Genomic DNA, 25,417 nt, shown 5'->3' on the forward strand with positions numbered 1-25,417 from the left:
GCTACCTCTTACTGCGCCTGCACGCGCAACTCTGCGGCGCTGCGACTACGGTGACCCAACAGGGCTTTAACATCGCTGGACTTCGGCTTAACCAGCGCAAACTTCGCCGCGAAGGCAGGCCAGTGGGCCAGAATCTCTTCCCCACGCGAGGAGCCGGTATGCTGTACATGCTCGGTAATGAGACCGCGCAGGTGCTCTTCGTGGATCGCAAGGTCGTCAACGCTCAGCACTTCCACCAGCTCCGGGTTCACGCGGTTGCGGAACTCGCCATCTTCATCCAGCACGTAGGCGAAGCCGCCGGTCATGCCCGCGCCAAAGTTGACGCCCGTCTTGCCGAGAATACAGACGATGCCGCCGGTCATGTACTCACAGCCGTTGTCGCCAATACCTTCCACCACGGTGATTGCCCCGGAGTTACGCACCCCGAAACGTTCGCCCGCGCGGCCTGCGGCGTACAGACGACCACCGGTCGCGCCGTACAGGCAGGTGTTACCGATAATGCTCGCCTCGTGGCTGCGGAAGGCCGAGCCGACCGGCGGACGCACCGCCAGCAGACCGCCCGCCATGCCTTTACCGACGTAGTCGTTGGCATCCCCGGTCAGGTACAGCTCAACGCCGCCTGCGTTCCACACGCCGAAGCTCTGGCCTGCGGTGCCGCTGAAGTGGGCTTTAATCGGATCCGACGCCAGGCCCTGATCGCCATGCGTCTGGGCAATGTAGCCGGAGAGCGATGCGCCCACCGAACGGTCAGTGTTGCGAATATCAAACCAGAAGGTTTTGCTCTGGCGATCGTCGACAAACGGCTTGGCCTGGTTCAGCAGCTGGGCGTTAAGCACCCCGTTATCAAACGGCGGGTTGTGCTCGGTGCAGTGGAGCGCTTTGCCCGGATGCGGCTCGGCGGTCTCCAGCAGCTTCGACAGATCCAGCTTCTGCTGTTTGGCGGTGAAGCCCTCCAGCGCGGTAAGCAGATCGGTACGGCCAATCAGGTCCACCAGGCGGGTCACGCCCAGCTGCGCCATCAGCTCCCGGGTCTCACGGGCGATAAATTCAAAGTAGTTGGTCACTTTGAACGGCAGGCCGTGATAGTGGTTCTTACGCAGCTTGTCATCCTGAGTTGCAACACCGGTTGCGCAGTTGTTCAGGTGGCAAATGCGCAGGTATTTACAGCCCAGCGCCACCATCGGGCCGGTGCCGAAGCCGAAGCTCTCTGCACCCAGAATCGCCGCTTTGATGATGTCCACGCCGGTTTTCAGGCCACCGTCCACCTGCAGACGGATCTTGTGACGCAGGCCGTTAGCCACCAGCGCCTGCTGGGTCTCAACCAGCCCCAGCTCCCACGGGCAGCCCGCGTATTTCACTGAGGAGAGCGGGCTTGCACCGGTGCCGCCGTCGTAGCCAGCAATGGTGATCAGATCCGCATAGGCTTTTGCCACGCCGGTAGCGATGGTGCCTACGCCCGGCTCGGAGACCAGCTTCACGGAGATCATCGCCTTCGGATTGACCTGTTTCAGGTCAAAGATCAGCTGGGCCAGATCCTCGATGGAGTAGATATCGTGGTGCGGCGGCGGGGAGATCAGCGTCACGCCCGGGACCGAGTAACGCAGCTTAGCAATGTACGGGGTGACTTTATCCCCCGGCAGCTGGCCGCCTTCCCCAGGCTTCGCGCCCTGGGCCACTTTGATCTGGATAACGTCCGCGTTTACCAGGTAGGCCGGAGTCACGCCGAAGCGGCCGGAGGCAACCTGTTTGATACGCGATACTTTATTGGTGCCGTAGCGAGCCGGATCTTCTCCGCCTTCGCCGGAGTTAGAGTTGCCGCCGATGCTGTTCATCGCTTCGGCCAGCGCCTCGTGGGCCTCCGGGCTCAGCGCGCCGATAGACATCGCTGCGGTATCAAAGCGTTTAAACAGCTCGCTGGCTGGCTCCACGTCGTCAACGTTTACCGCGTCCGCAGGCGGGTTGATGCGCAGCAGATCGCGCAGCGTGGCCGCCGGGCGCTCGTTGACCAGCTTAGCGTACTGCTGATAGTCGCTGTACTCGCCGCTCTGTACCGCCTGTTGCAGGGTGCGCACCACGTCCGGGTTGTAGGCGTGGTATTCACCGCCGTGAACGTACTTCAGCAGGCCGCCCTGTTCCAGTGGTTTACGCGCCAGCCAGGCACGTTTCGACAGGTTCAACAGATCCTGCTGGAAGTCGGCAAAGCCTGCGCCGCCGATGCGGCTGATCACGCCCTGGAAGCAGAGATCGGCAACCTCATCATGCAGGCCAACCGCTTCAAACAGCTTCGAGCAGCGGTAGGAGGCGATGGTAGAGATGCCCATTTTGGACATGATCTTGTACAGGCCTTTGTTGATGCCGTTACGGTAGTTCAGCATCACAGTACGGTAGTTCTTATCGATGGCGTGCGTATCTACCAGCTTCGCCAGCGTCTCATAGGCGAGGTACGGGTAGACGGCCGTCGCGCCGAAGCCCAGCAGCACGGCGAAGTGGTGCGGATCGCGGGCGCTGGCGGTCTCAACGATGATGTTGGCGTCGCAGCGCAGGCTCTTCTCCACGAGGCGGGTCTGGATAGCCCCCACCGCCATCGGAGCCGGAACCGGCAGGCGATCTTTAGCGATGTTGCGGTCAGAGAGCACCAGCAGCACCGTGCCGTCGCGCACCATCTGCTCTGCTTTATCACAGAGCGCGCTCACCGTGTCTTCCAGCGAGGCTTCGTTGACGTCAAAGGTGATATCCAGCGTGTCGGCGCGGTAGTGGTGCTCCGACATAGTAGTCAGCTGTTTAAAGTCCGAATAGAGCAGGATCGGTGACTTAAAGGTCAGGCGATGCGCCTGGCCTTCGGCTTCACAGAAGACGTTCATCTCCCGGCCGATGCTGGTGGCCAGCGACATGACGTGCGCTTCACGCAGCGGATCGATTGGCGGGTTGGTCACCTGCGCAAACTGCTGGCGGAAGTAGTCATAAATAATACGCGGCTGGCTGGAGAGCACGGCGAACGGGGTATCGTCACCCATTGAGCCGACCGCCTCCTGACCGTTTTCACCCAGCACGCGGATCACTGAATCCAGCTCTTCGGCGCTGTAGTTAAACTGCTTCTGGAAGCTGGCGAGCAGATCGTCGCCCATCTCACGGCTGCCCACTGCGTCATCCGGCAGATCTTCAAACGGCACCAGACGGCGCACGTTCTTCTCCATCCACTCTTTATAGGGGTGGCGGCTCTTCAGATCGTTATCGGTTTCACCGGAGTGCAGAATGCGGCCGCCGCGGGTGTCGATCACCATCAGCTCGCCCGGTCCGACGCGGCCTTTTTCCACCACTTCGTCCGGCTGGTAGTCCCAGATCCCCACTTCGGAGGCGCAGGTGATCAGCTTATCTTTGGTGATGACGTAGCGCGCCGGACGCAGGCCGTTACGGTCCAGGTTACAGGCGGCAAAGCGGCCGTCGGACATGACGATGCCCGCCGGGCCATCCCACGGCTCCATGTGCATGGAGTTGAAGTCAAAGAAGGCGCGCAGCTCGGGATCCATATCCGGGTTGTTCTGCCAGGCTGGCGGCACCAGCAGGCGCATGGCACGGACGATGTCCATCCCGCCCGCCAGCAGCAGCTCGAGCATATTATCCAGCGAGCTGGAGTCGGAGCCGGTTTCGTTAACAAACGGCGCGGCGTCGTGCAGATCCGGGATCAACGGCGTCTTGAATTTATAGGTACGCGCGCGCGCCCACTGGCGGTTACCGGTGATGGTATTGATCTCACCGTTGTGGGCCAGGTAGCGGAACGGCTGGGCCAGCGGCCAGCGCGGTACGGTGTTGGTGGAGAAGCGCTGGTGGAACAGGCAGATGGCCGATTCCAGACGCAGGTCCGCGAGGTCCAGGTAGAAGCGCGGCAGATCCGCCGGCATACAGAGACCTTTATAGATGTTCACCAGGTTGGAGAGGCTACAGACGTAGAACTCTTTGTCCTCCTGGAGGCGTTTTTCGATACGGCGGCGCGCAATAAACAGACGGCGCTCCATATCACGCGGACGCCAGCCCGCAGGGGCGTTAACAAAAATTTGCTCAATACGTGGCAGCGAGGAGAGGGCGATTTCACCGAGCACCCCTTCGTTGGTCGGCACATCGCGCCAGCCCACGATAGACAGGGTCTCTTGCTGAAGTTCTTCTTCGACGATGCGGCGCGCAACGGCGGCCTTTTCAGCGTCCTGGTTCAGGAACAGCATGCCCACGGCATAATTTTTGGCTAAGCGCCAGCCGCGCTCTTCGGCAACCAGGCGGAAGAAACGGTCAGGTTTTTGCAGCAGCAGGCCGCAACCGTCGCCGGTTTTACCATCGGCAAGGATCGCACCACGGTGCTGCATTCGGGCCAGTGCGTGAATAGCGGTACGCACTACCTTGTGGCTAGGTTCGCCTTCTATGTGGGCGATCAGGCCGAAACCACAGTTATCTCTCTCAAGAGATTTATCGTACAACATATCAGTGAACCTCCCCAGGCTCTACGTGACTCTCTCATGACCGTGGCGCACAGGCGCAGAAAGGGCGTGGCGACGGAGCCTACAGGCCTCGCATGTCGCCCTCTATCATCCTTTTCGCGTAGGTCAAACAAGTGTTGAGGACTTGCTTCAGAGGGAATCTAAATTACTGCATAAATATGGTGAGCAGACTGCTCACCCAGAAAGCTTCCAGCGGATATCCAACTTATCGGGAATCGACACACAGGTCAAATCACAATCTTATTTATGCAAAAATGTGCTAACACAGAGTTAACTTTCTGATTTTTAAGTGTAATTAGCTATTTTACAGGCGTGTGACAGCGACGGCAGGCGGTGGCAGAGTGTGATCTCTCTCACTATAAGAAAGCGCTATTGTTATTGGTATTATCTGTTTTTTCACATTTAGGCGCTATTTTTCGCTGGTTGCGAAGAGTAACCCGCATAAAGACACTGTTTTACGCATGAGCAAAAATAGTAGAAAAACAGGACAGCAATATAAGGAAAAGTAATCAACCCAGTGGTGAATGAAATAGCGATAATTGTGCGTGGTTATGCAATGGGTGTGGCCCCGCTATGACGATTGATCCAGGTCATCGCCGACGGAGATTAAAAATGGCAGGCTTAGCCCTTTCTTCAGGGCGGCCTTTCAGATTATGCAGTTACAAAAATTAGTCAACATGTTTGGTGGCGATCTTGCCCGCCGCTATGGTGAAAAAGTCCATAAGCTCACCCTGCACGGTGGCTTTAGCTGCCCGAATCGCGATGGCACAATTGGTCGCGGCGGCTGCACCTTCTGTAACGTTGCCTCCTTTGCCGACGAGACCCAACAGAATCACTCCATTGCCGAGCAGCTCGCTTACCAGGCTAAGTTAGTCAACCGCGCCCGGCGCTACCTGGCTTATTTCCAGGCCTATACCAGCACCTGGGCCGAGGTACAGGTGCTGCGCGCCATGTACCAGCAGGCGGTGAGCCAGGCCAATATTGTCGGGCTGTGCGTCGGGACGCGCCCGGACTGCGTCCCGGAGGCGGTGCTGGATCTGCTTAGCGAATACCAGCAGCAGGGGTATGAGGTCTGGCTGGAGCTGGGCCTGCAACCGGCACACGATAAAACCCTGCACCGCATCAATCGCGGCCACGACTTCGCCTGCTATCAGCGTACCACCCGGCAGGCCCGCCAGCGTGGGCTGAAGGTTTGCAGCCACCTGATCGTTGGCCTGCCGGGGGAGGGGGAGGCGGAGTGCCTCACGACGCTTCAGCGAGTGGTAGAGACCGGCGTTGACGGCATCAAGCTGCATCCGCTGCATATTGTTACCGGCAGCACGATGGCAAAGGCCTGGCAGGCCGGGCGGCTGACCGGTATCGAGCTGGATGCCTACACCCTGGCCGCCGGAGAGATGATCCGCCATACGCCGCCGGAGGTGATCTACCACCGCATCTCCGCCAGTGCCCGCCGGCCAACCCTGCTCGCGCCGCTGTGGTGCGAAAACCGCTGGACCGGCATGGTCGCGCTGGATACCTACCTCAACGCCCACGGGGCGCAAGGCTCCGCGCTGGGTAACCCCTGGGTAGTCGCATAACGTCGGATGGCGGCGCATGCCTTATCCGGCCTACAGGTTAAATCCCACACTTTTTTGCACAACCTTCAACGCTTTGCTCAGAATTGAGTATTATTGTGCGACGTTGTGGTGAAGGAACTCGTTAATGAAGCAAATCCGCTTACTCGCGCAGTACTATGTCAATCTGATGATGAAGCTTGGCCTGGTGCGCTTCTCCATGCTGCTGGCCCTCGCGCTGGTGGTGCTGGCGATTGTCGTCCAGATGGCCGTTACCATGGTGCTGCATGGCCGGGTTGAGAGCATCGACGTGATCCGCTCAATCTTCTTCGGGCTGCTGATCACCCCCTGGGCGGTCTATTTCCTGTCGGTAGTGGTTGAGCAGCTGGAGGAGTCCCGCCAGCGGCTGTCGAAGCTGGTGGAGAAGCTCGAGGAGATGCGCGAGCGCGATCTCAAGCTCAACGTCCAGCTTAAAGAGAATATCTCCACGCTCAATCAGGTGATCAACGATCGCGCTATCGCCGAGGCCGAGCGCCAGGCCACCTTTGAGCAGCTTAAAATTGAGATGAAAGAGCGCGAGCAGACGCAGATCCAGCTGGAGCAGCAGTCCTCGTTTTTGCGCTCGTTCCTCGACGCCTCGCCGGATCTGGTCTTCTACCGCAACGAAGATAGAGAGTTCTCCGGCTGCAACCGGGCCATGGAGCTGCTGACGGGCAAAAGCGAGAAGCAGCTGGTTAACCTGAAGCCGGACGACGTCTACTCGCCGGAGGCGGCGCAGAAGGTCAACGAAACCGATGAGAAGGTGTTTCGGCACAACGTCTCCCTGACCTACGAGCAGTGGCTGGAGTACCCTGACGGGCGCAAAGCCTGCTTTGAGATCCGCAAGGTTCCCTACTACGACCGGGTGGGTAAACGCCACGGGCTGATGGGCTTTGGCCGGGATATTACCGAGCGCAAGCGTTATCAGGATGCGCTGGAACGCGCCAGCCGGGACAAAACCACCTTTATCTCTACCATCAGCCACGAGCTGCGTACGCCGCTTAACGGCATCGTCGGCCTGAGCCGTATTCTGCTCGACACCGAGCTGAGCGACGAACAGGAGAAGTACCTGAAGACCATCCACGTCTCTGCGGTAACGCTGGGTAATATCTTCAATGATATTATCGACATGGACAAGATGGAGCGCCATAAGGTGCAGCTGGACAACCAGCCGGTGGATTTCACCAGCTTCCGGGCCGATCTTGAAACGCTCTCCGGTCTCCAGGCGCAGCAGAAGGGACTGAGCTTTGTCGTCGAGCCGACGTTACCCCTGCCGCATAAGGTGATCACCGACGGCACCCGGCTGCGGCAGATCCTGTGGAACCTGATCAGCAATGCGGTGAAGTTTACCCAGCAGGGCCAGGTAACGGTGCGCATTCGCTATGACGATAACGAGATGCTGCGCTTCGAGGTAGAGGACTCCGGTATCGGCATCCCGCCGGCGGAGCTGGATAAAATTTTCGCCATGTACTATCAGGTCAAGGACAAGCACGGCGGCAAACCGGCTACCGGGACGGGGATTGGCCTCGCGGTCTCGCGGCGGCTGGCGAAAAGCATGGGCGGCGATATCACGGTCAGCAGCCAGCCGGGCAAAGGCTCGCGCTTTGTGCTGACGGTGCACGCCCCTGCCGTGGCAGAAGAGGTGGAAGATGGCTTCGAAGATGACGATATGCCGCTTCCGGCTCTCAACGTGCTGCTGGTTGAGGATATCGAACTGAACGTAATCGTAGCCCGCTCGGTGCTGGAGAAACTGGGCTGTAGCGTCGATGTTGCCATGACCGGGACAGAGGCGCTGGCGATGTTTACGCCAGGGGAATATGACCTGCTGCTGCTGGATATCCAGCTTCCGGACATGACCGGGCTGGATATCTCTCGTCAGCTGACGCAGAACTACGCCCGGGAGGATCTGCCTCCGCTGGTGGCCTTGACCGCCAACGTGCTGAAAGATAAAAAAGAGTACCTTGACGCGGGGATGGATGACGTCCTGAGCAAACCGCTGGCCGTCCCGGCGCTGACCGCGATGATCAAGAAGTTTTGGGATACTTGCGACGACGAAGAGGAGAGTGCGATGGAACCTGTCGATAACGATAAGGCACAGACGCTGTTAGATATTCCGATGCTGGAGCAGTACCTTGAAATTATCGGTCCAAAGGTGATCGTCGACGGCATCGCCATGTTCGAGAAGATGATGCCAGGCTATATCGCTATTCTCGAATCAAACCTCACCGCGCGTGACCAGAAGGGGATCGCGGAGGAGGGGCATAAGATCAAAGGCGCGGCGGGATCGATTGGTCTGCGTCGCCTGCAACAGCTGGGCAAGCAGATCCAGTCTTCAGATCTACCGGCGTGGTGGGATAACGTGGGCGAATGGATTGAAGAGATGCGCCTGGTCTGGCAGGACGATATTGCGGTGCTTAAGGCGTGGGTAGCGGGGGCCGGGAAAAAATGACCCCGGATAGACCGGGGTGCGCGAATACTGCGCCAACACCAGGGAAACTGTGGCTGTGCCGATATTTTTGTGTTGGTTAGTCAATGGGCACATGCGGAAAGTTGGTCAAGCCCGCACATAAGATAGCAAATCTTAACTTATTTGTTATATGAATCGACGAAATGTGTGAGGCATAGCGCCCTTATCAAAATTTTTAATAATCGTCAGCACCTTGCAGGAAAGGATCATCAAAATGAAAAAAGTGGGAGTGGTACTGAGCGGCTGCGGCGTTAACGATGGAACTGAAATTCATGAGGCCGTCATTACGCTGTTAGCCATCGCCCGTGGCGGCGCGGAGGCGGTCTGTTTTGCCCCGGATAAGCCCCAGGCCGACGTGATCAACCATTTGACCGGCGATGCGATGGCGGAGAGCCGTAACGTGCTCATTGAAGCGGCACGTATTGCTCGTGGTGCGATCCAGCCGCTCAGCCAGGCCTCTGCCGACGCGCTGGATGCGCTCATCGTTCCCGGTGGCTTTGGCGCGGCCAAAAACCTCAGCAATTTCGCCAGTCAGGGCGCGGAGTGCAGCGTTGATAACGGACTGAAGCAGCTGACGCTGGCGATGCACGCCGCCGGGAAACCGCTGGGGTTCATCTGTATTGCCCCGGCCATGCTGCCGAAAATCTTTGATTTCCCACTGCGCCTGACCATCGGTACAGACGTCGACACCGCTGAGGTGCTGGACGAGATGGGGGCGGAGCATGTGACCTGCCCGGTAGACGACATCGTGGTGGATGAAGAGAACAGGGTGGTGACGACCCCCGCCTATATGTTGGCGCAAAATATCGCCGAAGCCGCCAGCGGCATTGAGAAACTGGTCACGCGCGTGCTGGTGCTGGCGTAATGGCGTTACGCAGTAACTCATTGAAGAAAAAAATAAAGCGCCTGCTGCTGCGTACTCTGCTGGGGCTGGCGCTGCTCTGGGGCGGCGGCATTCTGCTGTTCAGCTTTATGCCGGTTCCCTTCTCGGCGGTGATGGCGGAGCGCCAGATATCGGCCTGGCTGGGCGGCAATTTCGGCTATGTGGCCCACTCGGACTGGGTGGGTATGGATGACATCTCGCCGTGGATGGGACTGGCGGTGATTGCCGCTGAGGATCAGACCTTCCCGGCGCACTGGGGCTTTGACGTCGACGCCATTCAGAAAGCGGTCTCCCATAACGAGCGTAATGCCAGCCGGATCCGCGGTGCATCTACGCTCTCCCAGCAGACGGCGAAAAATCTTTTCCTCTGGGACGGACGCAGCTGGCTGCGTAAAGGGCTGGAGGCCGGGCTGACGCTGGGAATGGAGACGGTGTGGAGCAAGCGGCGGATCCTGACGGTCTACCTTAATATTGCCGAGTTTGGCGAGGGGGTATTTGGCGTCGAGGCGGCGGCACAGCGCTATTTTAATAAGCCCGCCAGCCGCCTGACGATGTCAGAGGCCGCGCTACTGGCGGCCGTGCTGCCCAATCCTATCCGCTTTAAGGCCGGCGCACCCTCCGGCTATGTGCGCAATCGTCAGGCATGGATTATGCGCCAGATGCGCCAGCTGGGCGGTGAGGGATTTATGACCCGGCATTCGCTGCACTAAGCCCATTGGCGAGCGCGGGCTGAGCGATAAAGCGCTGCCACAGGCGGGCCTGCTTACGGGCACAGGCCCAGCCTGACCAGGTCGCCAGCGGGATCAGCGTGCCTTCGCCAATGTTGTCGCACACAACCGGCACCACTTCATTCGGGCTGATGCGGCGGCACAGCACATTCTGCGGCTTCAGGTTCATGGTGACGATGCGGTTTTTGTGCAGGTAGCTTTTCAGCGTCCTGAGCAGCGGGTAGAGCGCCTTGCTATTGCCTGCTTCACGGCACTGGGCGGCATACTCCGTCAGCGTTTTTGATGGAGAGCCGTCAAAGTCGGTAATGATGTCATAGACGTACCCGGTCCCAAGATCGGTCTCCACCGTGCCGTAGTAGCGTGGTAGTCCGCTCCAGTCTGTTAAACGGCGTGACAGATGGGCGTAGTAGCTCAGCTCGCGCTTGATCTCTTTATCGCCACCGCTCTCGTAGTTGTAGATAATCTTAATACAGCGCTGGGCATTGTCCGGATGCGCATAGCATTGACGGTGCCGACCGGTGCCCAACGGCGTGAGATGGGATAAGCGAATCATAAGTTGTCCTGCTTGTTCTGAGAATTGTTCTGGAAACAATTCAAGTATGGCCAGGCAACTTAAATGAAAAATAAACGGCTAGCTTAAGGTTATCTTAAGGGAACGTCGGTAGGGGTTAAGCGCACAAATTGTGCAATTTCCCGGAGGCGCGGCGCTTACCGGGACGACATGCAATTAATCTTCATCAAAACCAGCGTTGAACAGGGCGATGACGGCGGCAAGTGCCTCCTGCTCCTGCGGGCCGCTGGCTTCGATCTCTATCTGGCGGCCTTTGGCGGAGTCGAGCATTAGCAGCGCAATCACGCTGCTGGCTTCCGCCTCGGTGCCTTCATCATTACGCAGCAGCACTTCCGCATCAAACCCCTGAACCAGCTCGAACAGCTTCATCGCCGGGCGAGCGTGCATGCCCAGCGTGTTGGTGATCTCAACGGTCTGCTTGACGGTCATGTTTTGCGTTTTTCCAGGGTGCGGTGACGGGACTGCACGTTTTTACCCCGCGAGCGGAAGTAGTCTGCCAGCTGCTCGGCAATGTAGACCGAACGGTGCTTACCCCCGGTACAACCAATGGCAACGGTCAGGTAGCTGCGGTTGTTGGTCTCCAGCATCGGCAGCCACAGTTCCAGATAGCTGCGGGTCTGGTAGATAAAGTTGTGCACTTCAGTATGCCGATCCAGGAACGCCGCTACCGGTTTATCAAGGCCGGTCATCGGACGCAGCTTCGGATCCCAGTGCGGGTTCGGCAGGAAGCGAACGTCAAAGACGTAATCGGCATCAATGGGAATACCATGCTTGAAGCCGAACGACTCAAAGACCATAGTCAGCTCGCGCTCGCGCTTGCCCAACAGGCGGGTTCGCAGCATCTCCGCCAGCTCGTGCACCGACATCTCTGAGGTATCAACGATCAGATCCGCCCGCGAGCGCAGCGGCTCCAGCAGGTCGCTCTCTTCGTCAATGGCGCTCTCCAGCGACAGGTTCTTGCTGGAGAGAGGATGCAGGCGTCGGGTGTCGCTGTAGCGACGGATCAGCGTATTGCGATCGGCATCAAGGAACAGCAGCTGCGGCGAAAAGGCCGTCGGCAGGTTGTTCATCGCCTGTTCAAAAATTTCCGGCGACTCCGGCATGTTGCGCACGTCAATGCTGACGGCCGCAGAGATGTGGCGGTCGACCAACGATTTTGCCAGTTCGGGCAGCAGCACAACCGGCAGGTTATCCACGCAGTAGAAGCCCATGTCTTCCAGCGCTCGCAGGGCAACTGATTTCCCCGAGCCCGAGCGACCGCTGACGATCATCAGTACCATGTACCGTTTCTCCTCAGGAGAGCAAATAGAAAAGCGTTTTCCCGGTTACGCATCATCGTGGCTGCCTTCGCTATCCGTGATGATTTGATACAGCTCTTCATCGCTCTGTGCGGCGCGCAGGCGTCGACAAATAGTTTTATCTGCCAGGCGGCGAGCAACGAGGGAGAGCGTGTGCAGATGCGTCTTTGTCTGATCGGCAGGAACCAGCAGAGCGAAGAGCAGATCGACCGGCTGATTGTCGATAGCATCAAAGGCGATAGGCGTCTCCAGCTGCACAAAAACGCCGACGGCGCGCAGGGTGTCTTCCTCGACCTTGCCGTGGGGGATCGCGATACCGTTGCCAATACCGGTACTGCCCATTTTCTCACGGGTCAGGATGGCTTCAAAGACCACCTGCGGCGGCAGGCTGAGCTGCTTTGCAGCCAGCTCACTGATAATTTCCAGCGCACGCTTTTTACTCTGGCAGTGCACGCCGCTACGGGTACATTCCTGGTTAAGGACATTGCTCAGTTGAAGAGCGGAATCGTTGTTCATCATAAATTCACCTAAGCGTTTTTCGCGCAGACAACCTGCTGCGTCGCCACAGCAGGCTGCTAACTGCCGTCGAACGCCCGGACAATTAGTATTGTTTCAGTTTATCTTTATGTTTGGTTAACTGCCGCGCCAGTTTATCAATTAAACCGTCAATGGCCGCATACATGTCTTGCCCTTCCGCACTGGCATGGAGTTCGCCACCGTTTACGTGCAGTGTGGCATCCGCGACGTGCGTCACTTTCTCCACTTTTAACACAATGTAGACCTGATTGATCCGCTCGAAGTACTGCTCCAGCTTAGCAAATTTTGTACTGACAAAATCGCGCAGTGCTTCAGTAATTTCGACATTGTGCCCTGTAATGTTGAGCTGCATAGTGTCTTCCTTATCGGTTGGGTCACACCAGCTGCTTGCGCTGGTTAGACGGCGGGATGGATAAAGACTCTCGATACTTCGCAACGGTGCGGCGAGCCACCATGATACCCTGGTCGGACAGCAGGGTGGTCAGTTTACTGTCGCTCAGTGGTTTCGCAGGGTTTTCTGCGGCTATCAGCTTCTTCACCAGCGCCCGGATCGCCGTCGACGAGGCTTCGCCGCCGCCTTCGGTGTTCACATGGCTGGAGAAAAAGTATTTAAGCTCAAAAATGCCTCTCGGGCTGTGCAGGTACTTCTGGGTTGTCACACGTGAAATAGTGGATTCGTGCATCTCGACGGCCTGGGCGATATCCGCCAGCACCATCGGTTTCATAAACTCTTCGCCCTTGTCGAAAAAGGCCTGCTGCTGTTCAACGATGCAGCGGCTGACGCGTAGCAGGGTATCGTTGCGGCTCTCCAGGCTCTTAATCAGCCACTTGGCCTCCTGAAGATTGCTGCGAATATACTGGCTGTCGGCGTCGTTGCGCGTGCCGCTGCACATGCCAGCGTAGTGCTGGTTGATCTGCAGGCGCGGAATGCTGTCAGCGTTCAGCTCCACCGTCCAGCGGCCGTTATGCTTACGCACCAGCACGTCAGGGATCACATACTCCGGCTCGCCGGTCTGGATCGACTGGCCTGGACGCGGATCCAGAGACTGGATCAGATTCACCGCCTCTTTCAGCACCTCTTCCTTCAGGCGGGTAACGCGCATCAGGGTGCGGAAATCGTGGTTGGCCAGCAGATCGAGGTGCTCGCTGATGATCAGTTTCGCTTCGGCCCGCCACGGCGTATCGCTGGCGAACTGGGAGAGCTGGATCAGCAGGCAGTCACGCAGATCCCGTGCCGCCACGCCCACCGGATCAAAACGCTGGACGCGTTTCAGCACCGCCTCGACCTCGTCCAGCCCAACGTTGCTGTCACCCATGCTGTCGAGGATATCCTCAAGGGAGACGGTCAGATAGCCGGTCTCATCCACGGCGTCGACAATGGAGGTGGCAATAGCGCGATCGGTATCGGAGAAGGGCGTCAGCTCCACCTGCCACATCAGGTAGTCCTGCAGCGACTGGGTGGTTTCGCCCTGGTAGACGGGAAGCTCGTCGTCCTGATAGTCCACGCCGTTGCCCGACGGCGTACCGGCGGTGTAAATCTCATCCCAGCTGGCGTCCAGCGGCAGCTCCTCGGGCATATCTTTCTGCTCCAGGGCGTCGGCGGAGTCTAACGTTTCGGTATCCTGAGACTGCTGGGCGTCTATCTCATCGTGAAGATCGGTCTGCTCCAACAGCGGGTTGCTATCCAGCGCCTGCTGAAGTTCTTGCTGAAGTTCCAGCGTAGAGAGCTGCAACAGACGAATAGCCTGCTGCAGTTGGGGCGTCATGGCGAGCTGTTGGCTTAGCCGCAGTTGCAAACCTTGCTTCATGTTCAGAGCACTTCTCTCCCGCTAAAACATTACAGTTACTAACCCTATCAGAGTCTGAAGTCTTCCCCAAGATATACGCGTTTAACCTGTTCGTCTTCAAGGATTTGCTGCGGCGTGCCGTGGGCAATCAAATGACCCTGGCTAACGATATAGGCGCGCTCGCATACGGCCAGCGTTTCACGCACGTTGTGGTCGGTGATCAGCACGCCCAGTCCGCTGTCGCGCAGGTGCTCAATGATGCGTTTAATGTCGATAACGGAGATGGGGTCAACGCCGGCAAATGGTTCATCCAGCAGGATAAATTTAGGGTTGGCGGCCAGTGCGCGGGCGATCTCAACGCGGCGGCGTTCACCACCGGAGAGAGCCTGGCCGAGGCTGTCGCGCAGGTGCTCAATGTGAAACTCTTCCATTAGCTCATTGGCGCGGTCTTCGCGCTGCTCAGAGGAGAGATCGTCACGGATCTGCAGTACGGCCATCAAGTTATCATACACGCTCAGGCGGCGGAAAATAGAGGCCTCCTGCGGCAGGTAGCCGATACCGCGACGTGCGCGGGCGTGCAGCGGCAGCAGGCTGATATCTTCATCATCAATGATAATATTGCCCGCATCGCGAGAGACAATGCCTACAACCATGTAGAAGGTGGTGGTTTTACCCGCCCCGTTAGGACCAAGCAGGCCCACAATTTCGCCAGAGTTAACGGTCAGGCTGACATCCTCGACCACGCGGCGGCCTTTATAGGCTTTAGCAAGATTTTTTGCAGTTAACGTTGCCATAACGAATTAGTTACTCTTCTTCGGTGCCGGTTTATTGCCTTTGTCCTGCAGCTGAGATGGTACCAGGACGGTGGTCACGCGCTTGCCTTTTTCGCTAAACGCCTGCATTTTTTGCTCTTTGACCAGATAAGTAATTTTGTCGCCGTTGATATTGCTATCCTGCTGCTTAAGGAAGGCGTTGCCGGTCAGCACCACGAAATCATTCTGCAGCTCGTAATGGAGCTGGCCAGCGTGACCCTGCACCGGCTTGCCGTTATCCTGCATCTGGTAGAAGGTGGCCGGGTTGCCGTAGCCGTCAATGATCTCTTTGCCCTGTTCGCCGCCCGGACGGGTGACGACCACCTTATCGGCGTTGATCTTGATCGTGCCCTGGGTCACTACTACGTTGCCGGTGAAGGTCACCACGTTGCCCTGCATATCCAGCGACTGTTGGTCGGATTCAATATGGATCGGCTGATCGGTATCGCCGGTCACGGCCAGCGCCGGGACTGAGGCGGCCAGAAGCACGCTGGCAAGCGCAAGATTAAGGCTGAGTTTGTTTATTTTGAATTTCATAGGAGGTTCTAACCTTTTCAATCAGCTCGGCGTTTTTGCTGCGTAAGTTGCCGCGCATTTTCAGGCCGCTGGAATTAAATGTTGTACCGTATAACGTGACCAGATCGTTCGAGGTAACATCCTGAGTAATCAGGTTGATCTGCGCGTTATCCGTCGTAATTTTCCGCAGTTGGGACTCTGCTGTCAGGGCATTGACCTCTACGTTTCCATAAAGATACAGCATACGGTCATCAGTCAGTTTGGCTTTATCTGATCTAATCGACCAGGTCGGCACTTTATTTTCGTCAAAAGTAGTTAATACCGGCTGCGTAAACCAGGAGACCGCCTGATCGGAGAAGTACTCCACGTGCTGCGCAATCAGGCGATAGTTCAGCGCCCCTTCCGGGCTATAGACCACGGTATCGGTATGTTCGCTGCGGTAGGTTGGATCGCTATTGTTGATCGTGACCTGGCCGTCATCATCACGGTCGGTCAAATTGACGCCAATCAATACCAGCACCGCCAGCGATAGCAGAATGATAACCCAACGTCTGGTTTTACTCATATCGATTGCCCTTTGGCCTCTTCCAGTTTGCCCTGCGCCAGCAGCAACAGATCGCAGACTTCACGTACCGCGCCGCGTCCGCCCTGAATCCGTGTCACGTAGTCCGCGCGCGGCAGCAGCAGCGGGTGCGCATCGGCAACGGCCACGCTTAACCCCACTTCCGCCATCACCGGCCAGTCGATCAGGTCATCACCCACGTAGGCGACCTCATCGGCGCTGACGCCAAGGGTGGTGAGCAGCTCCCGGTAGGCGATCAGCTTGTCCGACTGCCCCTGGTAGAGGTGCGTGATACCCAGCGTAGCGCAGCGGTCTTCCAGCAGTTTAGCCTTGCGGCCGGTAATAATCGCCACCTCGATGCCCGAGGTCAACGCACAGCGGATGCCATAGCCGTCGCGCACGTTGAACGCTTTCAGCTCTTCACCATTATTACCCATAAAAATCAGGCCGTCAGACATTACGCCGTCGACGTCCAGGATCAGCAGGCGGATCTTCTCCGCCTTAGCCATCACTTGCGTACTGACCGGCCCGTAGCAGGTCGCCAGTGACGCACCAGCATTACTCATTCTCGTATCCTTTTTACACCACGCCTGCGCGCAGCAGATCGTGCATATGTACCACACCCAGCAGCTGGTCGCCATCGGCAACCATCACCGCCGTAATGTGGCGGGACTGCATCAGGTTCAGGACGTCAACCGCCAGCGTGCCTGCGCGGACGCGAATGCCGCCGGGGGTCATGACGTCTGCAATACCTAAGCTTCTGACGTCGGCACCCATATCAAACACGCGGCGCAGGTCGCCGTCGGTAAAGATGCCTTCAATTTTCATCAGATCGTCGCATACCACCGTCATACCCAGGTTTTTACGGGTGATCTCCAGCAGCGCATCGCGCAGGGAGGCCTCTTTGCTGACGTGAGGGATCTCATCCCCGGTGTGCATAATATCGTTTACCCGCAGCAGTAGCTTGCGTCCGAGCGCGCCGCCGGGGTGGGAGAGGGCAAAGTCCTCTGCGGTAAAACCGCGCGCCTTCAGGAGCGCCACCGCCAGCGCGTCACCCATCACCAGCGCCGCCGTGGTGCTGGAGGTAGGCGCCAGCCCCAGAGGGCAGGCTTCACGGGGCACCTTCACGCACAGATGGATATCCGCCGCCCGCGCCATGCTGCTCTCCGGACGGCTGGTGATGCAGATCAACGGCACCTGTAACCGCTTCAGCACCGGAATAAGCGCGAGGATCTCATTAGATTCGCCGGAGTTTGACAGGGCGATAACGATATCCTGTGGTGCAACCATGCCGAGATCGCCGTGGGCGGCCTCGCCTGGGTGAACGAAAAATGCCGGCGTGCCGGTGCTGGCGAAGGTGGCCGCCATCTTACGCCCAATATGACCAGATTTGCCCATACCCATTACCACGACTTTACCGGCGCAGTAGAACATCTTTTCACAGGCTTCGGTAAAATCCTGGTTGATATAGCGGTCAAGCTCGGCCAGGCCTTCACGTTCAATGGTCAGTACATCTCTGCCTGCCTGTTGAAAGTCAAAGCCCGGCGGCAAATCTATGTGCGACATAATAGGTTTCCGATTATCCAGTGATATACGGCGATAGCCAGTAGAGCATCGCCATCCATATGATAAAACCGCCAAGTAACAGCATGCCTGCGCCTCTGCCCGTCTGGCGCTGACGACGCCAGCATAGCAGGGCAAAGATAACGCTGACCGCCAGCATCACGCCGTAGTCACGCGTGAAGGCCAGCGGGTTAAAGGAGCCGGGTACAATCAGCGCGGGCAGGCCCAGAACAATGGCGATATTAATAATGCTGGAGCCAATAATATTGCCGATAGCGATGTCATCTTCACCTTTGCGTGCCCCGGCAATAGCGGTAGCCAGCTCCGGCAGGCTGGTACCTATGGCAATCACCGTCAGGCCGATGGTCAGCTCGCTCATCCCCAATACGTTAGCCAGCACCGTGGCGTTATCAATCACCATCCGGGTCGCCATCGGCATCACGATCAGCGCGACCCCCAGCCAGAGAAACGCCACTGACAGACTGCCCTCGCGGGGCAGCTCCGCCAGCTGCTCCCGGGTCAGGCTATCGTTGCCCTGGCGGCCAATCTTAACAATGAATACCAGCCAGAGCACGGCTAACAGCAGTAAAAAGAGGCCGTCCGCCCGCGTAAGCTGGCCATCGTACAGCACCACGCCAGCGAGGGCGCTAACGATCAACATTAGCGGGATTTCGCGGCGCAGAATATCAGAATGCACGGTAAATGGATGAAACAGAGCGGCTAAGCCGAGGATTAACAGAATGTTTACGATGTTAGATCCCAGCGCTGTACCGATAGCCAGATCCATCTGCCCGTGCAGGGAGGCGGCCATCGAGACAATGATTTCGGGCAGGGAGGTGCCGATGGTGACTACCGTCATGCCGATGATCAGCGGCGGGATCCCCATGCTACGGCAGAGAATAGATGCGGCAAACACCAGACGATCGGCACTGTAGACCACCAAAAATAAACCAATAATTAACAGCGCCATCGCTAAAAGCATCTAAAGTCCTTTCTTCAGGTATAATCGCCGGTCCGCAGTCAGCGATCGCCAGGCGAAGAGAGGATCGGTAGACACAGCGAGTCCTGATTTTGACTTTAAGCGGCTTAAAAGTAAAACAAATGCCAGCTTTAGCTAACCTATGCACACAATATTCTGTAAAAATATCGTGACCAGGCGTAATGACGCGCCCTGGTTACACCTAACAAGGCAGAAGGAAAAGTAAATGAGCCAGACGATGGCGAATTTAGTCGATGTCCGTGGCGTCAGCTTCTCCCGTGGCAATCGGTGTATCTTCGACAATATTACGCTGACGGTACCGCGCGGAAAGATCACCGCGATCATGGGGCCGTCAGGGATCGGTAAAACCACACTGCTGCGCCTGATCGGTGGGCAGATCCCACCGGATGCCGGTGAGATCCTCTTCGATGGCGAAAACGTGCCGGCGATGTCGCGCTCCCGCCTCTACACCGTGCGCAAGCGTATGAGCATGCTGTTCCAGTCCGGGGCGCTGTTCACCGACATGACCGTGTTTGATAACGTGGCCTATCCGCTGCGCGAGCACACGCATCTGCCGCCCGCGCTGCTGAAGAGCACGGTAATGATGAAGCTGGAGGCCGTTGGCCTGCGCGGCGCGGCAAAGCTGATGCCGTCTGAGCTATCCGGCGGTATGGCCCGGCGGGCGGCGCTGGCGAGGGCGATTGCCCTTGAGCCGGATCTGATCATGTTTGATGAGCCGTTTGTCGGCCAGGATCCCATCACTATGGGGGTGCTGGTCAAGCTCATCTCTGAACTGAACAGCGCGCTGGGGGTGACCTGCATTGTGGTCTCCCACGACGTGCCCGAGGTATTGAGTATTGCCGATTACGCCTATATCGTGGCCGACAAAAAGATCGTCGCCCACGGCAGCGCCCAGGGCTTACAAGAGAATGCTGACCCCCGGGTCCGCCAGTTCCTTGACGGCATTGCGGATGGCCCGGTGCCGTTCCGCTATCCGGCGGGTGACTATCTTCACGATTTATTAGGAACAGGGAGCTAAGCCACTCATGCTGTTAAATGCACTGGCATCGCTTGGGCATCGCGGGATCAAAACGATCGCGACGTTCGGGCGCGCCGGGTTAATGTTATTCAATGCGCTGATCGGCAAGCCCGAGTTTCGCAAGCATGCCCCGCTGCTGGTTCGCCAGCTCTATAATGTGGGCGTGCTCTCGATGCTCATCATCCTCGTCTCCGGGGTGTTCATCGGCATGGTGCTGGGGCTACAGGGTTATCTGGTGCTCACCACCTACAGCGCCGAAACCAGCCTCGGCATGCTGGTGGCGCTGTCGCTGCTGCGTGAGCTAGGGCCGGTGGTTGCTGCTCTGCTGTTCGCCGGACGGGCAGGATCGGCGCTGACCGCTGAAATCGGCCTGATGCGTGCCACCGAACAGATCTCCAGCATGGAGATGATGGCGGTCGATCCACTGCGCCGGGTCATTTCGCCGCGCTTCTGGGCGGGGGTGATCTCACTGCCGCTGCTGACGACGATGTTTGTCGCGGTCGGGATCTGGGGCGGCTCGCTGGTGGGCGTGAACTGGAAAGGCATCGATGCCGGTTTCTTCTGGACGGCGATGCAAAACGCCGTCGATCTGCGCCTCGATCTGGTGAACTGCCTGATCAAAAGCGTCGTGTTCGCTATTACCGTTACCTGGATCGCGCTGTTTAATGGTTATGACGCGATCCCCACTTCGGCAGGGATTAGCCGGGCCACCACACGTACCGTTGTGCACTCATCGTTGACCATTCTCGGCCTCGATTTTGTGCTCACCGCTCTGATGTTTGGGAACTGAGTAGATGCAAACGAAAAAAACAGAAATTTGGGTGGGTATTTTTCTTCTGATCGCCCTGCTGGCGGCGCTCTTTATCTGCCTGAAGGCGGCGGACGTCGCCTCTATGCGGACTGAGCCGACCTACCGGATCACCGCCACCTTCGACAACATTGGCGGCGTGAAGGTCCACTCGCCGGTGCGTATTGGCGGCGTCGTGGTTGGGCGCGTGGCCGATATCGAACTCGATCCGAAGACCTATCTGCCGCGCGTGTCGCTGGATATCGAAGAGCGCTATAACCAGATCCCGGATACCAGCTCGCTGGCTATTCGTACCTCCGGCCTGCTGGGCGAGCAGTACCTGGCGCTCAACGTCGGGTTTGACGATCCTGAGCTGGGAAGTTCTATGCTTAAAGACGGCAGCACCATTCAGGATACCAAGTCCGCAATGGTACTTGAGGACCTGATCGGACAATTCCTTTACAACAGCAAAGGTAGCGACAATAAGAGTTCAGGCGATGCGCCAGCGCCGGGCGCTGCCAATACTGAAGTTGCACCGTCCGCCACACCGACGAATCCATGAGGAGAAGTGACGCATGTTTAAACGACTGTTAATGATTGCCGTACTGGCTATCGCTCCGCTGACGGCAGCCACCGCCGCCGACCAGAGCAACCCGTACAAGCTGATGCAGGAAGCGGCGCAAAAGACCTTTGATCGCCTTAAAACCGAGCAGCCGAAAATCCGCGCTAACCCTGACTACCTGCGCGACGTTGTTGATCAAGAGCTGCTGCCCTATGTGCAGGTAAAATATGCCGGCGCGCTGGTGCTGGGCCGTTACTACAAAGACGCGACCCCGGCACAGCGTGATGCTTATTTCGCTGCATTTCGTGAATACCTGAAACAGGCCTACGGCCAGGCGCTGGCGATGTATAACGGCCAGACCTACCAGATTGCGCCAGAGAAGCCGTTGGGCAGCGCCTCTATCGTGCCGATCCGCGTCACCATTAACGATCCAAACGGCCGTCCACCGGTACGCCTGGACTTCCAGTGGCGTAAGAACAGCCAGACCGGTAACTGGCAGGCCTATGACATGATTGCCGAAGGCATCAGCATGATCACCACCAAACAGAACGAGTGGAGCGACCTGCTGCGTACCAAAGGCATCGACGGTCTGACTGCACAGCTGAAGTCGATCTCCCAGCAGAAAATTACCCTGGACGAGAAGAAATAATGGCTGACCAGCTACGCTGGACGCGCAATGGCGAGCGGCTGGCTCTCGAAGGCGAGCTGGATCAGGACGTGCTGAACGGCCTGTGGGAGGCGAGGGCAGAGGCGCTGAACGGCGTTGACGTGATCGACCTGACCGGGGTAGCCCGCGTTGATACCGCCGGGGTTGCCCTGCTGGTTCACCTGGTGGCACTTGCCAGAAAACAGGGGCGCTCGATAGTGCTTGAGGGCGTTAGCGATAAGGTTCGCACCCTGGCCCAGCTCTATAATCTGCCGGGCGATGCGCTGCCACACTAATATTTTCAGTACGTTACTACTCATAGCCTCGCTTGATTGACAAGCGAGGCTTTTTGCTTATTTAAGACAGCGCCACTTTCCTCTAAGATGTTGGACTGTTTTCACTACCAGATGAATTAAAGCCCATGGAAAATCATGAAATCCAGACCGTGCTGATGAACGCACTCTCCCTTCAGGAAGCCCACGTTAGCGGCGATGGCAGTCACTTTCAGGTTATTGCGGTGGGTGAAATTTTTGCCGACATGAGTCGCGTGAAGAAGCAGCAGGCCGTCTATGCGCCGCTGATGGAGTATATTGCGGACAACCGCATCCACGCCCTGTCGATCAAAGCCTACACGCCTGCCGAGTGGGCACGCGATCGTAAACTCAACGGTTTTTGAGCTGGCGGTCGCTGACCGGCAGTACGTATGAATTCTTAACAGAGAAGAGATGAATGGATAAGTTTCGTGTACAGGGGCCGACCCGGCTTCAGGGCGAAGTGACAATTTCAGGAGCGAAAAACGCAGCGTTGCCAATTCTTTTTGCCGCCCTGCTGGCAGAAGAGCCCGTCGAAATTCGTAACGTTCCGAAACTGAAAGATATCGATACCACCATGAAGCTGCTGAGCCAGCTCGGCATGAAGGTAGAGCGTAATGGTTCCGTCTGGATGGACGGCAGCGCGGTAAATATCTATCGCGCACCTTATGAGCTGGTGAAGACCATGCGCGCCTCGATCTGGGCGCTGGGTCCGCTGGTGGCGCGTTTTGGTAAGGGTGAAGTCTCCCTGCCGGGCGGCTGCGCTATCGGCGCACGTCCGGTGGATCTGCATATTAGCGGCCTGGAGCAGCTGGGTGCAGAGATCAAGCTGGAAGAGGGCTACGTTAAAGCTTCCGTTAACGGTCGCCTGAAAGGGGCGCATATCGTGATGGATAAGGTCAGCGTTGGCGCGACCGTCACCATCATGTCGGCGGCAACGCTGGCCGAAGGCACAACCATTATCGAAAACGCCGCCCGTGAGCCGGAGATTGTCGATACGGCAAACTTCCTTAACACCCTTGGGGCGAAGATCACCGGCATGGGTACCGACAGCATTACCATTCAGGGCGTTGAGCGCCTGGGCGGCGGTGTCTATAGCGTGCTGCCTGACCGTATCGAAACCGGGACCTTCCTGGTGGCGGCAGCCATCTCCGGCGGTAAAATTGTTTGCCGCAAGGCCCAGCCGGACACCCTGGATGCGGTGCTGGCCAAGCTGCGCGAAGCGGGCGCGGATATTGAGCTGGGCGAAGATTGGATTAGCCTGGATATGCACGGCAAGCGCCCGAAAGCGGTTAACGTGCGCACCGCGCCGCACCCGGCGTTCCCGACGGACATGCAGGCGCAGTTTACCCTGCTGAACCTGGTGGCAGAAGGCACCGGCGTCGTGACGGAAACCATCTTTGAAAACCGCTTCATGCATATTCCGGAGCTGATCCGTATGGGCGCGCATGCGGAGATCGAGAGCAATACTGCGATCTGCCACGGCGTGGAAAAACTCTCCGGTGCCCAGGTGATGGCAACCGATCTGCGTGCCTCTGCAAGCCTGGTGCTGGCGGGCTGTATCGCGGAAGGAACCACTATCGTTGAGCGTATCTACCATATCGATCGTGGGTATGAAACCATTGAGAACAAGCTGAGGGCGCTGGGCGCGAATATCGAGCGCGTGAAAGGCGAGTAAAGCTTAAGGCTTAATGGAAGGCAGCCCCCTTGCCGTCAGGAGAAGGGGGTTGGCTTGCCGGGTTAACGATCGTTACGCTTTAGGCTGTTTCGCTCTCTCCTTGCGGATCAGCTTAGCGCGATCGATAAACTCATGAGTGATAGGGTCGTGATAGCGCGACGGCCAGATCACCCACGGATCTGTGCCAATCGCTCTGGCAATGATCTGCTCTCCCTTTGGCCACGGACGCGTTAGCACGTTCGCTAGCGTTGAAGAGCAGAGGCCACTCCTGCGCGACTCTGCCGCCATCGAGGTCCCTTTTTTCCGTAGCGCGGCGATGATATCGGCCGGGTGCCAGTCAGTCAGTTTCTGTTCCATTTTTCCTCCCTGTGATTGCGATAAGCCCTGCGCTAAAACGGTGCGCGGATCTATCATATCCCTTAGGGAGTGTAAGCTCTAATATGTTCTCATAAAGGGAGGCGAATTTAGGAATTTGCCAGGAGTAATCCCATGGTATTACTTAATTTAAAAGAAACTTTTTATTGGAGCTTTTTGGAGCATTCCCGCGCCGTAGCGCGGGGGGTAGGGATTAGCGATCGCGCTGAACGGCGATGTGCGCCAGGCCAATCAACGCTTCTCGCCATAGGGAGTCCGGCAGCACCTGAAGCGCAGCGATGGCTTTGTCCGCCTCCTCTTCTGCCCGCTGCCGCGTCCACTCCAGCGAGCCGCAGTCGGCCATCGCCTGTAGCACGGGTGCTAGCAGATGGCGACCGTTACCCTGCTCGATAGCTTCACGGATCATCTGTGCCTGCTCTGGCGTACCGTGACGCATGGCATGCAGCAGCGGCAGGGTAGGTTTGCCTTCGTTGAGATCGTCTCCCACGTTTTTACCCAGCGTTTCGCCATCGGCGCTGTAGTCCAGCAGATCGTCGATCAGCTGGAAGGCGGTCCCCAGATAACGTCCGTAATCCTGCAGACCCTTCTCCTGTGCCTCGCTGCAACCCGCCAGAATGCCTGAGCACTGGGAGGCCGCCTCGAACAGACGCGCGGTTTTGCTGTAGATGACCCGCATGTAGTTCTCTTCGGTGATATTCGGGTCGTTCACGTTCATCAGCTGCAGCACTTCACCTTCAGCGATCACGTTTACAGCCTCCGACATGACCTCCAGCACCTTGAGCGAGCCGAGGCTGGTCATCATCTGGAAGGAGCGGGTATAGATAAAATCGCCCACCAGCACGCTGGCAGCGTTGCCAAACGCCGCATTCGCGGTGGCTTTGCCCCGACGCATATCGGATTCATCCACCACGTCGTCATGGAGCAGCGTCGCGGTGTGGATAAATTCGATTAGCGCCGCGATTGTAACGTGGGCATTTCCCTCATAGCCGACGGCGCGTGCGGCCAGCACGGCGATCATCGGACGGATACGTTTGCCGCCGCCGCTGACAATGTAATACCCCAGCTGGTTGATCAGCTGTACGTCCGAGTTGAGCTGTTGCAGGATTGTCGCATTGACACCCGCCATATCTTGCGCGGTTAACTGATTGATTTTTTCTAAATTCATCGCAAAAGCCGGGCTTAAAGTCCTGTTTATCACCTGTCAAAATGGGATAATAAAGGGTTACGGGTTAGCTAT

Annotated in this window: 26 protein-coding genes; 11 read left to right on the forward strand and 15 right to left on the reverse strand. The window is 57.7% G+C overall.

Going from position 1 to position 25,417, the window contains the following annotated elements:
* Window positions 1–8 precede the first annotated feature (8 nt).
* Entirely contained in the window at window positions 9–4,469 is a 4,461-nt protein-coding gene (gene gltB / locus RTM13_RS10350) for a glutamate synthase large subunit (RefSeq protein WP_312211959.1), read from the reverse strand.
* A 671-nt stretch (window positions 4,470–5,140) separates the two neighbouring features.
* Here gltB and RTM13_RS10355 point away from each other — a divergent pair.
* The 4 genes from RTM13_RS10355 (at window position 5,141) to mtgA (ending at window position 10,139) form a co-directional block, all read left to right on the forward strand.
* On the forward strand, window positions 5,141–6,064 hold the full coding sequence (locus RTM13_RS10355) for a TIGR01212 family radical SAM protein (RefSeq protein ID WP_312211960.1): 924 nt from the start codon (window positions 5,141–5,143) through the stop codon (window positions 6,062–6,064).
* 124 nt (window positions 6,065–6,188) lie between these two features.
* Entirely contained in the window at window positions 6,189–8,528 is a 2,340-nt protein-coding gene (gene arcB / locus RTM13_RS10360; RefSeq protein ID WP_312211961.1) for an aerobic respiration two-component sensor histidine kinase ArcB, read from the forward strand.
* Window positions 8,529–8,760: 232 nt separating this feature from the next.
* Complete coding sequence (elbB, locus tag RTM13_RS10365) at window positions 8,761–9,411, forward strand: isoprenoid biosynthesis glyoxalase ElbB (RefSeq protein WP_312211962.1); 651 nt, start codon at window positions 8,761–8,763, stop codon at window positions 9,409–9,411.
* Complete coding sequence (gene mtgA / locus RTM13_RS10370) at window positions 9,411–10,139, forward strand: monofunctional biosynthetic peptidoglycan transglycosylase (RefSeq protein ID WP_312211963.1); 729 nt, start codon at window positions 9,411–9,413, stop codon at window positions 10,137–10,139. The genes elbB and mtgA overlap by 1 nt, the downstream gene beginning before the upstream one ends.
* Here the strand turns inward: mtgA and yrbL are convergent.
* The 12 genes from yrbL to RTM13_RS10430 all read right to left on the reverse strand — a co-directional run bounded on the left by yrbL (window position 10,114) and on the right by RTM13_RS10430 (window position 18,785).
* Window positions 10,114–10,710, reverse strand: a complete 597-nt coding sequence (yrbL, locus tag RTM13_RS10375; RefSeq protein WP_312211964.1) for a PhoP regulatory network protein YrbL — start codon at window positions 10,708–10,710, stop codon at window positions 10,114–10,116. The genes mtgA and yrbL overlap by 26 nt on opposite strands.
* Before the next feature lie 174 nt (window positions 10,711–10,884).
* Window positions 10,885–11,157: a PTS phosphocarrier protein NPr gene (npr, locus tag RTM13_RS10380; protein WP_103821363.1), complete on the reverse strand. Its 273-nt coding sequence runs from the start codon at window positions 11,155–11,157 to the stop codon at window positions 10,885–10,887.
* Window positions 11,154–12,008, reverse strand: coding sequence for an RNase adapter RapZ (gene rapZ / locus RTM13_RS10385; RefSeq protein ID WP_312211965.1), 855 nt, complete (start codon window positions 12,006–12,008; stop codon window positions 11,154–11,156). The genes npr and rapZ overlap by 4 nt, the downstream gene beginning before the upstream one ends.
* Window positions 12,009–12,053: 45 nt before the next feature.
* The gene (ptsN, locus tag RTM13_RS10390; RefSeq protein ID WP_144817462.1) at window positions 12,054–12,545 is read right to left on the reverse strand and encodes a PTS IIA-like nitrogen regulatory protein PtsN; all 492 of its coding nucleotides are present in this window, start codon (window positions 12,543–12,545) and stop codon (window positions 12,054–12,056) included.
* Window positions 12,546–12,627: 82 nt separating this feature from the next.
* Window positions 12,628–12,915, reverse strand: a complete 288-nt coding sequence (gene hpf / locus RTM13_RS10395; RefSeq protein WP_312211966.1) for a ribosome hibernation promoting factor — start codon at window positions 12,913–12,915, stop codon at window positions 12,628–12,630.
* Window positions 12,916–12,937: 22 nt separating this feature from the next.
* Complete coding sequence (gene rpoN / locus RTM13_RS10400; RefSeq protein WP_312211967.1) at window positions 12,938–14,371, reverse strand: RNA polymerase factor sigma-54; 1,434 nt, start codon at window positions 14,369–14,371, stop codon at window positions 12,938–12,940.
* A 47-nt stretch (window positions 14,372–14,418) separates the two neighbouring features.
* The gene (gene lptB, locus RTM13_RS10405) at window positions 14,419–15,144 is read right to left on the reverse strand and encodes an LPS export ABC transporter ATP-binding protein (protein WP_103821359.1); all 726 of its coding nucleotides are present in this window, start codon (window positions 15,142–15,144) and stop codon (window positions 14,419–14,421) included.
* Between the two features lie 6 nt (window positions 15,145–15,150).
* Window positions 15,151–15,699, reverse strand: coding sequence for a lipopolysaccharide ABC transporter substrate-binding protein LptA (gene lptA, locus RTM13_RS10410; protein WP_312211968.1), 549 nt, complete (start codon window positions 15,697–15,699; stop codon window positions 15,151–15,153).
* The gene (lptC, locus tag RTM13_RS10415) at window positions 15,668–16,243 is read right to left on the reverse strand and encodes an LPS export ABC transporter periplasmic protein LptC (RefSeq protein WP_312211969.1); all 576 of its coding nucleotides are present in this window, start codon (window positions 16,241–16,243) and stop codon (window positions 15,668–15,670) included. Before lptC ends, lptA begins: the two co-directional genes overlap by 32 nt.
* The gene (gene kdsC / locus RTM13_RS10420) at window positions 16,240–16,806 is read right to left on the reverse strand and encodes a 3-deoxy-manno-octulosonate-8-phosphatase KdsC (RefSeq protein ID WP_312211970.1); all 567 of its coding nucleotides are present in this window, start codon (window positions 16,804–16,806) and stop codon (window positions 16,240–16,242) included. The genes lptC and kdsC overlap by 4 nt, the downstream gene beginning before the upstream one ends.
* 13 nt (window positions 16,807–16,819) lie before the next feature.
* Complete coding sequence (gene kdsD / locus RTM13_RS10425) at window positions 16,820–17,806, reverse strand: arabinose-5-phosphate isomerase KdsD (RefSeq protein WP_312211971.1); 987 nt, start codon at window positions 17,804–17,806, stop codon at window positions 16,820–16,822.
* Window positions 17,807–17,819: 13 nt separating this feature from the next.
* On the reverse strand, window positions 17,820–18,785 hold the full coding sequence (locus tag RTM13_RS10430; protein ID WP_312211972.1) for a calcium/sodium antiporter: 966 nt from the start codon (window positions 18,783–18,785) through the stop codon (window positions 17,820–17,822).
* Window positions 18,786–19,008: 223 nt separating this feature from the next.
* Here RTM13_RS10430 and mlaF point away from each other — a divergent pair, with 223 nt between their 5' ends.
* The 7 genes from mlaF (at window position 19,009) to murA (ending at window position 23,805) form a co-directional block, all read left to right on the forward strand.
* Window positions 19,009–19,821 (forward strand): phospholipid ABC transporter ATP-binding protein MlaF, encoded by an 813-nt coding sequence (gene mlaF / locus RTM13_RS10435; protein ID WP_312211973.1) that lies wholly within the window; start codon window positions 19,009–19,011, stop codon window positions 19,819–19,821.
* Between the two features lie 7 nt (window positions 19,822–19,828).
* The gene (gene mlaE, locus RTM13_RS10440) at window positions 19,829–20,611 is read left to right on the forward strand and encodes a lipid asymmetry maintenance ABC transporter permease subunit MlaE (protein WP_312211974.1); all 783 of its coding nucleotides are present in this window, start codon (window positions 19,829–19,831) and stop codon (window positions 20,609–20,611) included.
* A 4-nt stretch (window positions 20,612–20,615) separates the two neighbouring features.
* On the forward strand, window positions 20,616–21,170 hold the full coding sequence (gene mlaD, locus RTM13_RS10445) for an outer membrane lipid asymmetry maintenance protein MlaD (RefSeq protein WP_312211975.1): 555 nt from the start codon (window positions 20,616–20,618) through the stop codon (window positions 21,168–21,170).
* Window positions 21,171–21,183: 13 nt separating this feature from the next.
* Window positions 21,184–21,819, forward strand: coding sequence for a phospholipid-binding protein MlaC (gene mlaC / locus RTM13_RS10450; protein ID WP_312211976.1), 636 nt, complete (start codon window positions 21,184–21,186; stop codon window positions 21,817–21,819).
* On the forward strand, window positions 21,819–22,112 hold the full coding sequence (gene mlaB, locus RTM13_RS10455; RefSeq protein WP_312211977.1) for a lipid asymmetry maintenance protein MlaB: 294 nt from the start codon (window positions 21,819–21,821) through the stop codon (window positions 22,110–22,112). The genes mlaC and mlaB overlap by 1 nt, the downstream gene beginning before the upstream one ends.
* Before the next feature lie 125 nt (window positions 22,113–22,237).
* Entirely contained in the window at window positions 22,238–22,492 is a 255-nt protein-coding gene (gene ibaG / locus RTM13_RS10460; RefSeq protein ID WP_042390090.1) for a BolA family iron metabolism protein IbaG, read from the forward strand.
* A 53-nt stretch (window positions 22,493–22,545) separates the two neighbouring features.
* Window positions 22,546–23,805, forward strand: a complete 1,260-nt coding sequence (gene murA, locus RTM13_RS10465) for a UDP-N-acetylglucosamine 1-carboxyvinyltransferase (protein WP_312211978.1) — start codon at window positions 22,546–22,548, stop codon at window positions 23,803–23,805.
* A 72-nt stretch (window positions 23,806–23,877) separates the two neighbouring features.
* On the opposite strand, the gene sfsB is transcribed toward murA, so the two are convergent.
* Together sfsB and ispB are read right to left on the reverse strand one after the other, a co-directional pair.
* Window positions 23,878–24,162, reverse strand: a complete 285-nt coding sequence (sfsB, locus tag RTM13_RS10470) for a DNA-binding transcriptional regulator SfsB (protein WP_312211979.1) — start codon at window positions 24,160–24,162, stop codon at window positions 23,878–23,880.
* Window positions 24,163–24,373: 211 nt separating this feature from the next.
* Window positions 24,374–25,345, reverse strand: a complete 972-nt coding sequence (gene ispB, locus RTM13_RS10475; protein WP_312211980.1) for an octaprenyl diphosphate synthase — start codon at window positions 25,343–25,345, stop codon at window positions 24,374–24,376.
* Window positions 25,346–25,417 lie beyond the last annotated feature (72 nt).

Source organism: Pseudescherichia sp. (genome assembly GCF_031979925.1).
GTDB lineage: Bacteria > Pseudomonadota > Gammaproteobacteria > Enterobacterales > Enterobacteriaceae > Pseudescherichia.

Coding starts and splice junctions, on each gene's coding strand:
- gltB (WP_312211959.1), bottom strand. CDS start 4,469: ATGTTGTACGATAAATCTCTTGAGAGAGATAACTGTGGTTTCGGCCTG.
- RTM13_RS10355 (WP_312211960.1), top strand. CDS start 5,141: ATGCAGTTACAAAAATTAGTCAACATGTTTGGTGGCGATCTTGCCCGC.
- arcB (WP_312211961.1), top strand. CDS start 6,189: ATGAAGCAAATCCGCTTACTCGCGCAGTACTATGTCAATCTGATGATG.
- elbB (WP_312211962.1), top strand. CDS start 8,761: ATGAAAAAAGTGGGAGTGGTACTGAGCGGCTGCGGCGTTAACGATGGA.
- mtgA (WP_312211963.1), top strand. CDS start 9,411: ATGGCGTTACGCAGTAACTCATTGAAGAAAAAAATAAAGCGCCTGCTG.
- yrbL (WP_312211964.1), bottom strand. CDS start 10,710: ATGATTCGCTTATCCCATCTCACGCCGTTGGGCACCGGTCGGCACCGT.
- npr (WP_103821363.1), bottom strand. CDS start 11,157: ATGACCGTCAAGCAGACCGTTGAGATCACCAACACGCTGGGCATGCAC.
- rapZ (WP_312211965.1), bottom strand. CDS start 12,008: ATGGTACTGATGATCGTCAGCGGTCGCTCGGGCTCGGGGAAATCAGTT.
- ptsN (WP_144817462.1), bottom strand. CDS start 12,545: ATGATGAACAACGATTCCGCTCTTCAACTGAGCAATGTCCTTAACCAG.
- hpf (WP_312211966.1), bottom strand. CDS start 12,915: ATGCAGCTCAACATTACAGGGCACAATGTCGAAATTACTGAAGCACTG.
- rpoN (WP_312211967.1), bottom strand. CDS start 14,371: ATGAAGCAAGGTTTGCAACTGCGGCTAAGCCAACAGCTCGCCATGACG.
- lptB (WP_103821359.1), bottom strand. CDS start 15,144: ATGGCAACGTTAACTGCAAAAAATCTTGCTAAAGCCTATAAAGGCCGC.
- lptA (WP_312211968.1), bottom strand. CDS start 15,699: ATGAAATTCAAAATAAACAAACTCAGCCTTAATCTTGCGCTTGCCAGC.
- lptC (WP_312211969.1), bottom strand. CDS start 16,243: ATGAGTAAAACCAGACGTTGGGTTATCATTCTGCTATCGCTGGCGGTG.
- kdsC (WP_312211970.1), bottom strand. CDS start 16,806: ATGAGTAATGCTGGTGCGTCACTGGCGACCTGCTACGGGCCGGTCAGT.
- kdsD (WP_312211971.1), bottom strand. CDS start 17,806: ATGTCGCACATAGATTTGCCGCCGGGCTTTGACTTTCAACAGGCAGGC.
- RTM13_RS10430 (WP_312211972.1), bottom strand. CDS start 18,785: ATGCTTTTAGCGATGGCGCTGTTAATTATTGGTTTATTTTTGGTGGTC.
- mlaF (WP_312211973.1), top strand. CDS start 19,009: ATGAGCCAGACGATGGCGAATTTAGTCGATGTCCGTGGCGTCAGCTTC.
- mlaE (WP_312211974.1), top strand. CDS start 19,829: ATGCTGTTAAATGCACTGGCATCGCTTGGGCATCGCGGGATCAAAACG.
- mlaD (WP_312211975.1), top strand. CDS start 20,616: ATGCAAACGAAAAAAACAGAAATTTGGGTGGGTATTTTTCTTCTGATC.
- mlaC (WP_312211976.1), top strand. CDS start 21,184: ATGTTTAAACGACTGTTAATGATTGCCGTACTGGCTATCGCTCCGCTG.
- mlaB (WP_312211977.1), top strand. CDS start 21,819: ATGGCTGACCAGCTACGCTGGACGCGCAATGGCGAGCGGCTGGCTCTC.
- ibaG (WP_042390090.1), top strand. CDS start 22,238: ATGGAAAATCATGAAATCCAGACCGTGCTGATGAACGCACTCTCCCTT.
- murA (WP_312211978.1), top strand. CDS start 22,546: ATGGATAAGTTTCGTGTACAGGGGCCGACCCGGCTTCAGGGCGAAGTG.
- sfsB (WP_312211979.1), bottom strand. CDS start 24,162: ATGGAACAGAAACTGACTGACTGGCACCCGGCCGATATCATCGCCGCG.
- ispB (WP_312211980.1), bottom strand. CDS start 25,345: ATGAATTTAGAAAAAATCAATCAGTTAACCGCGCAAGATATGGCGGGT.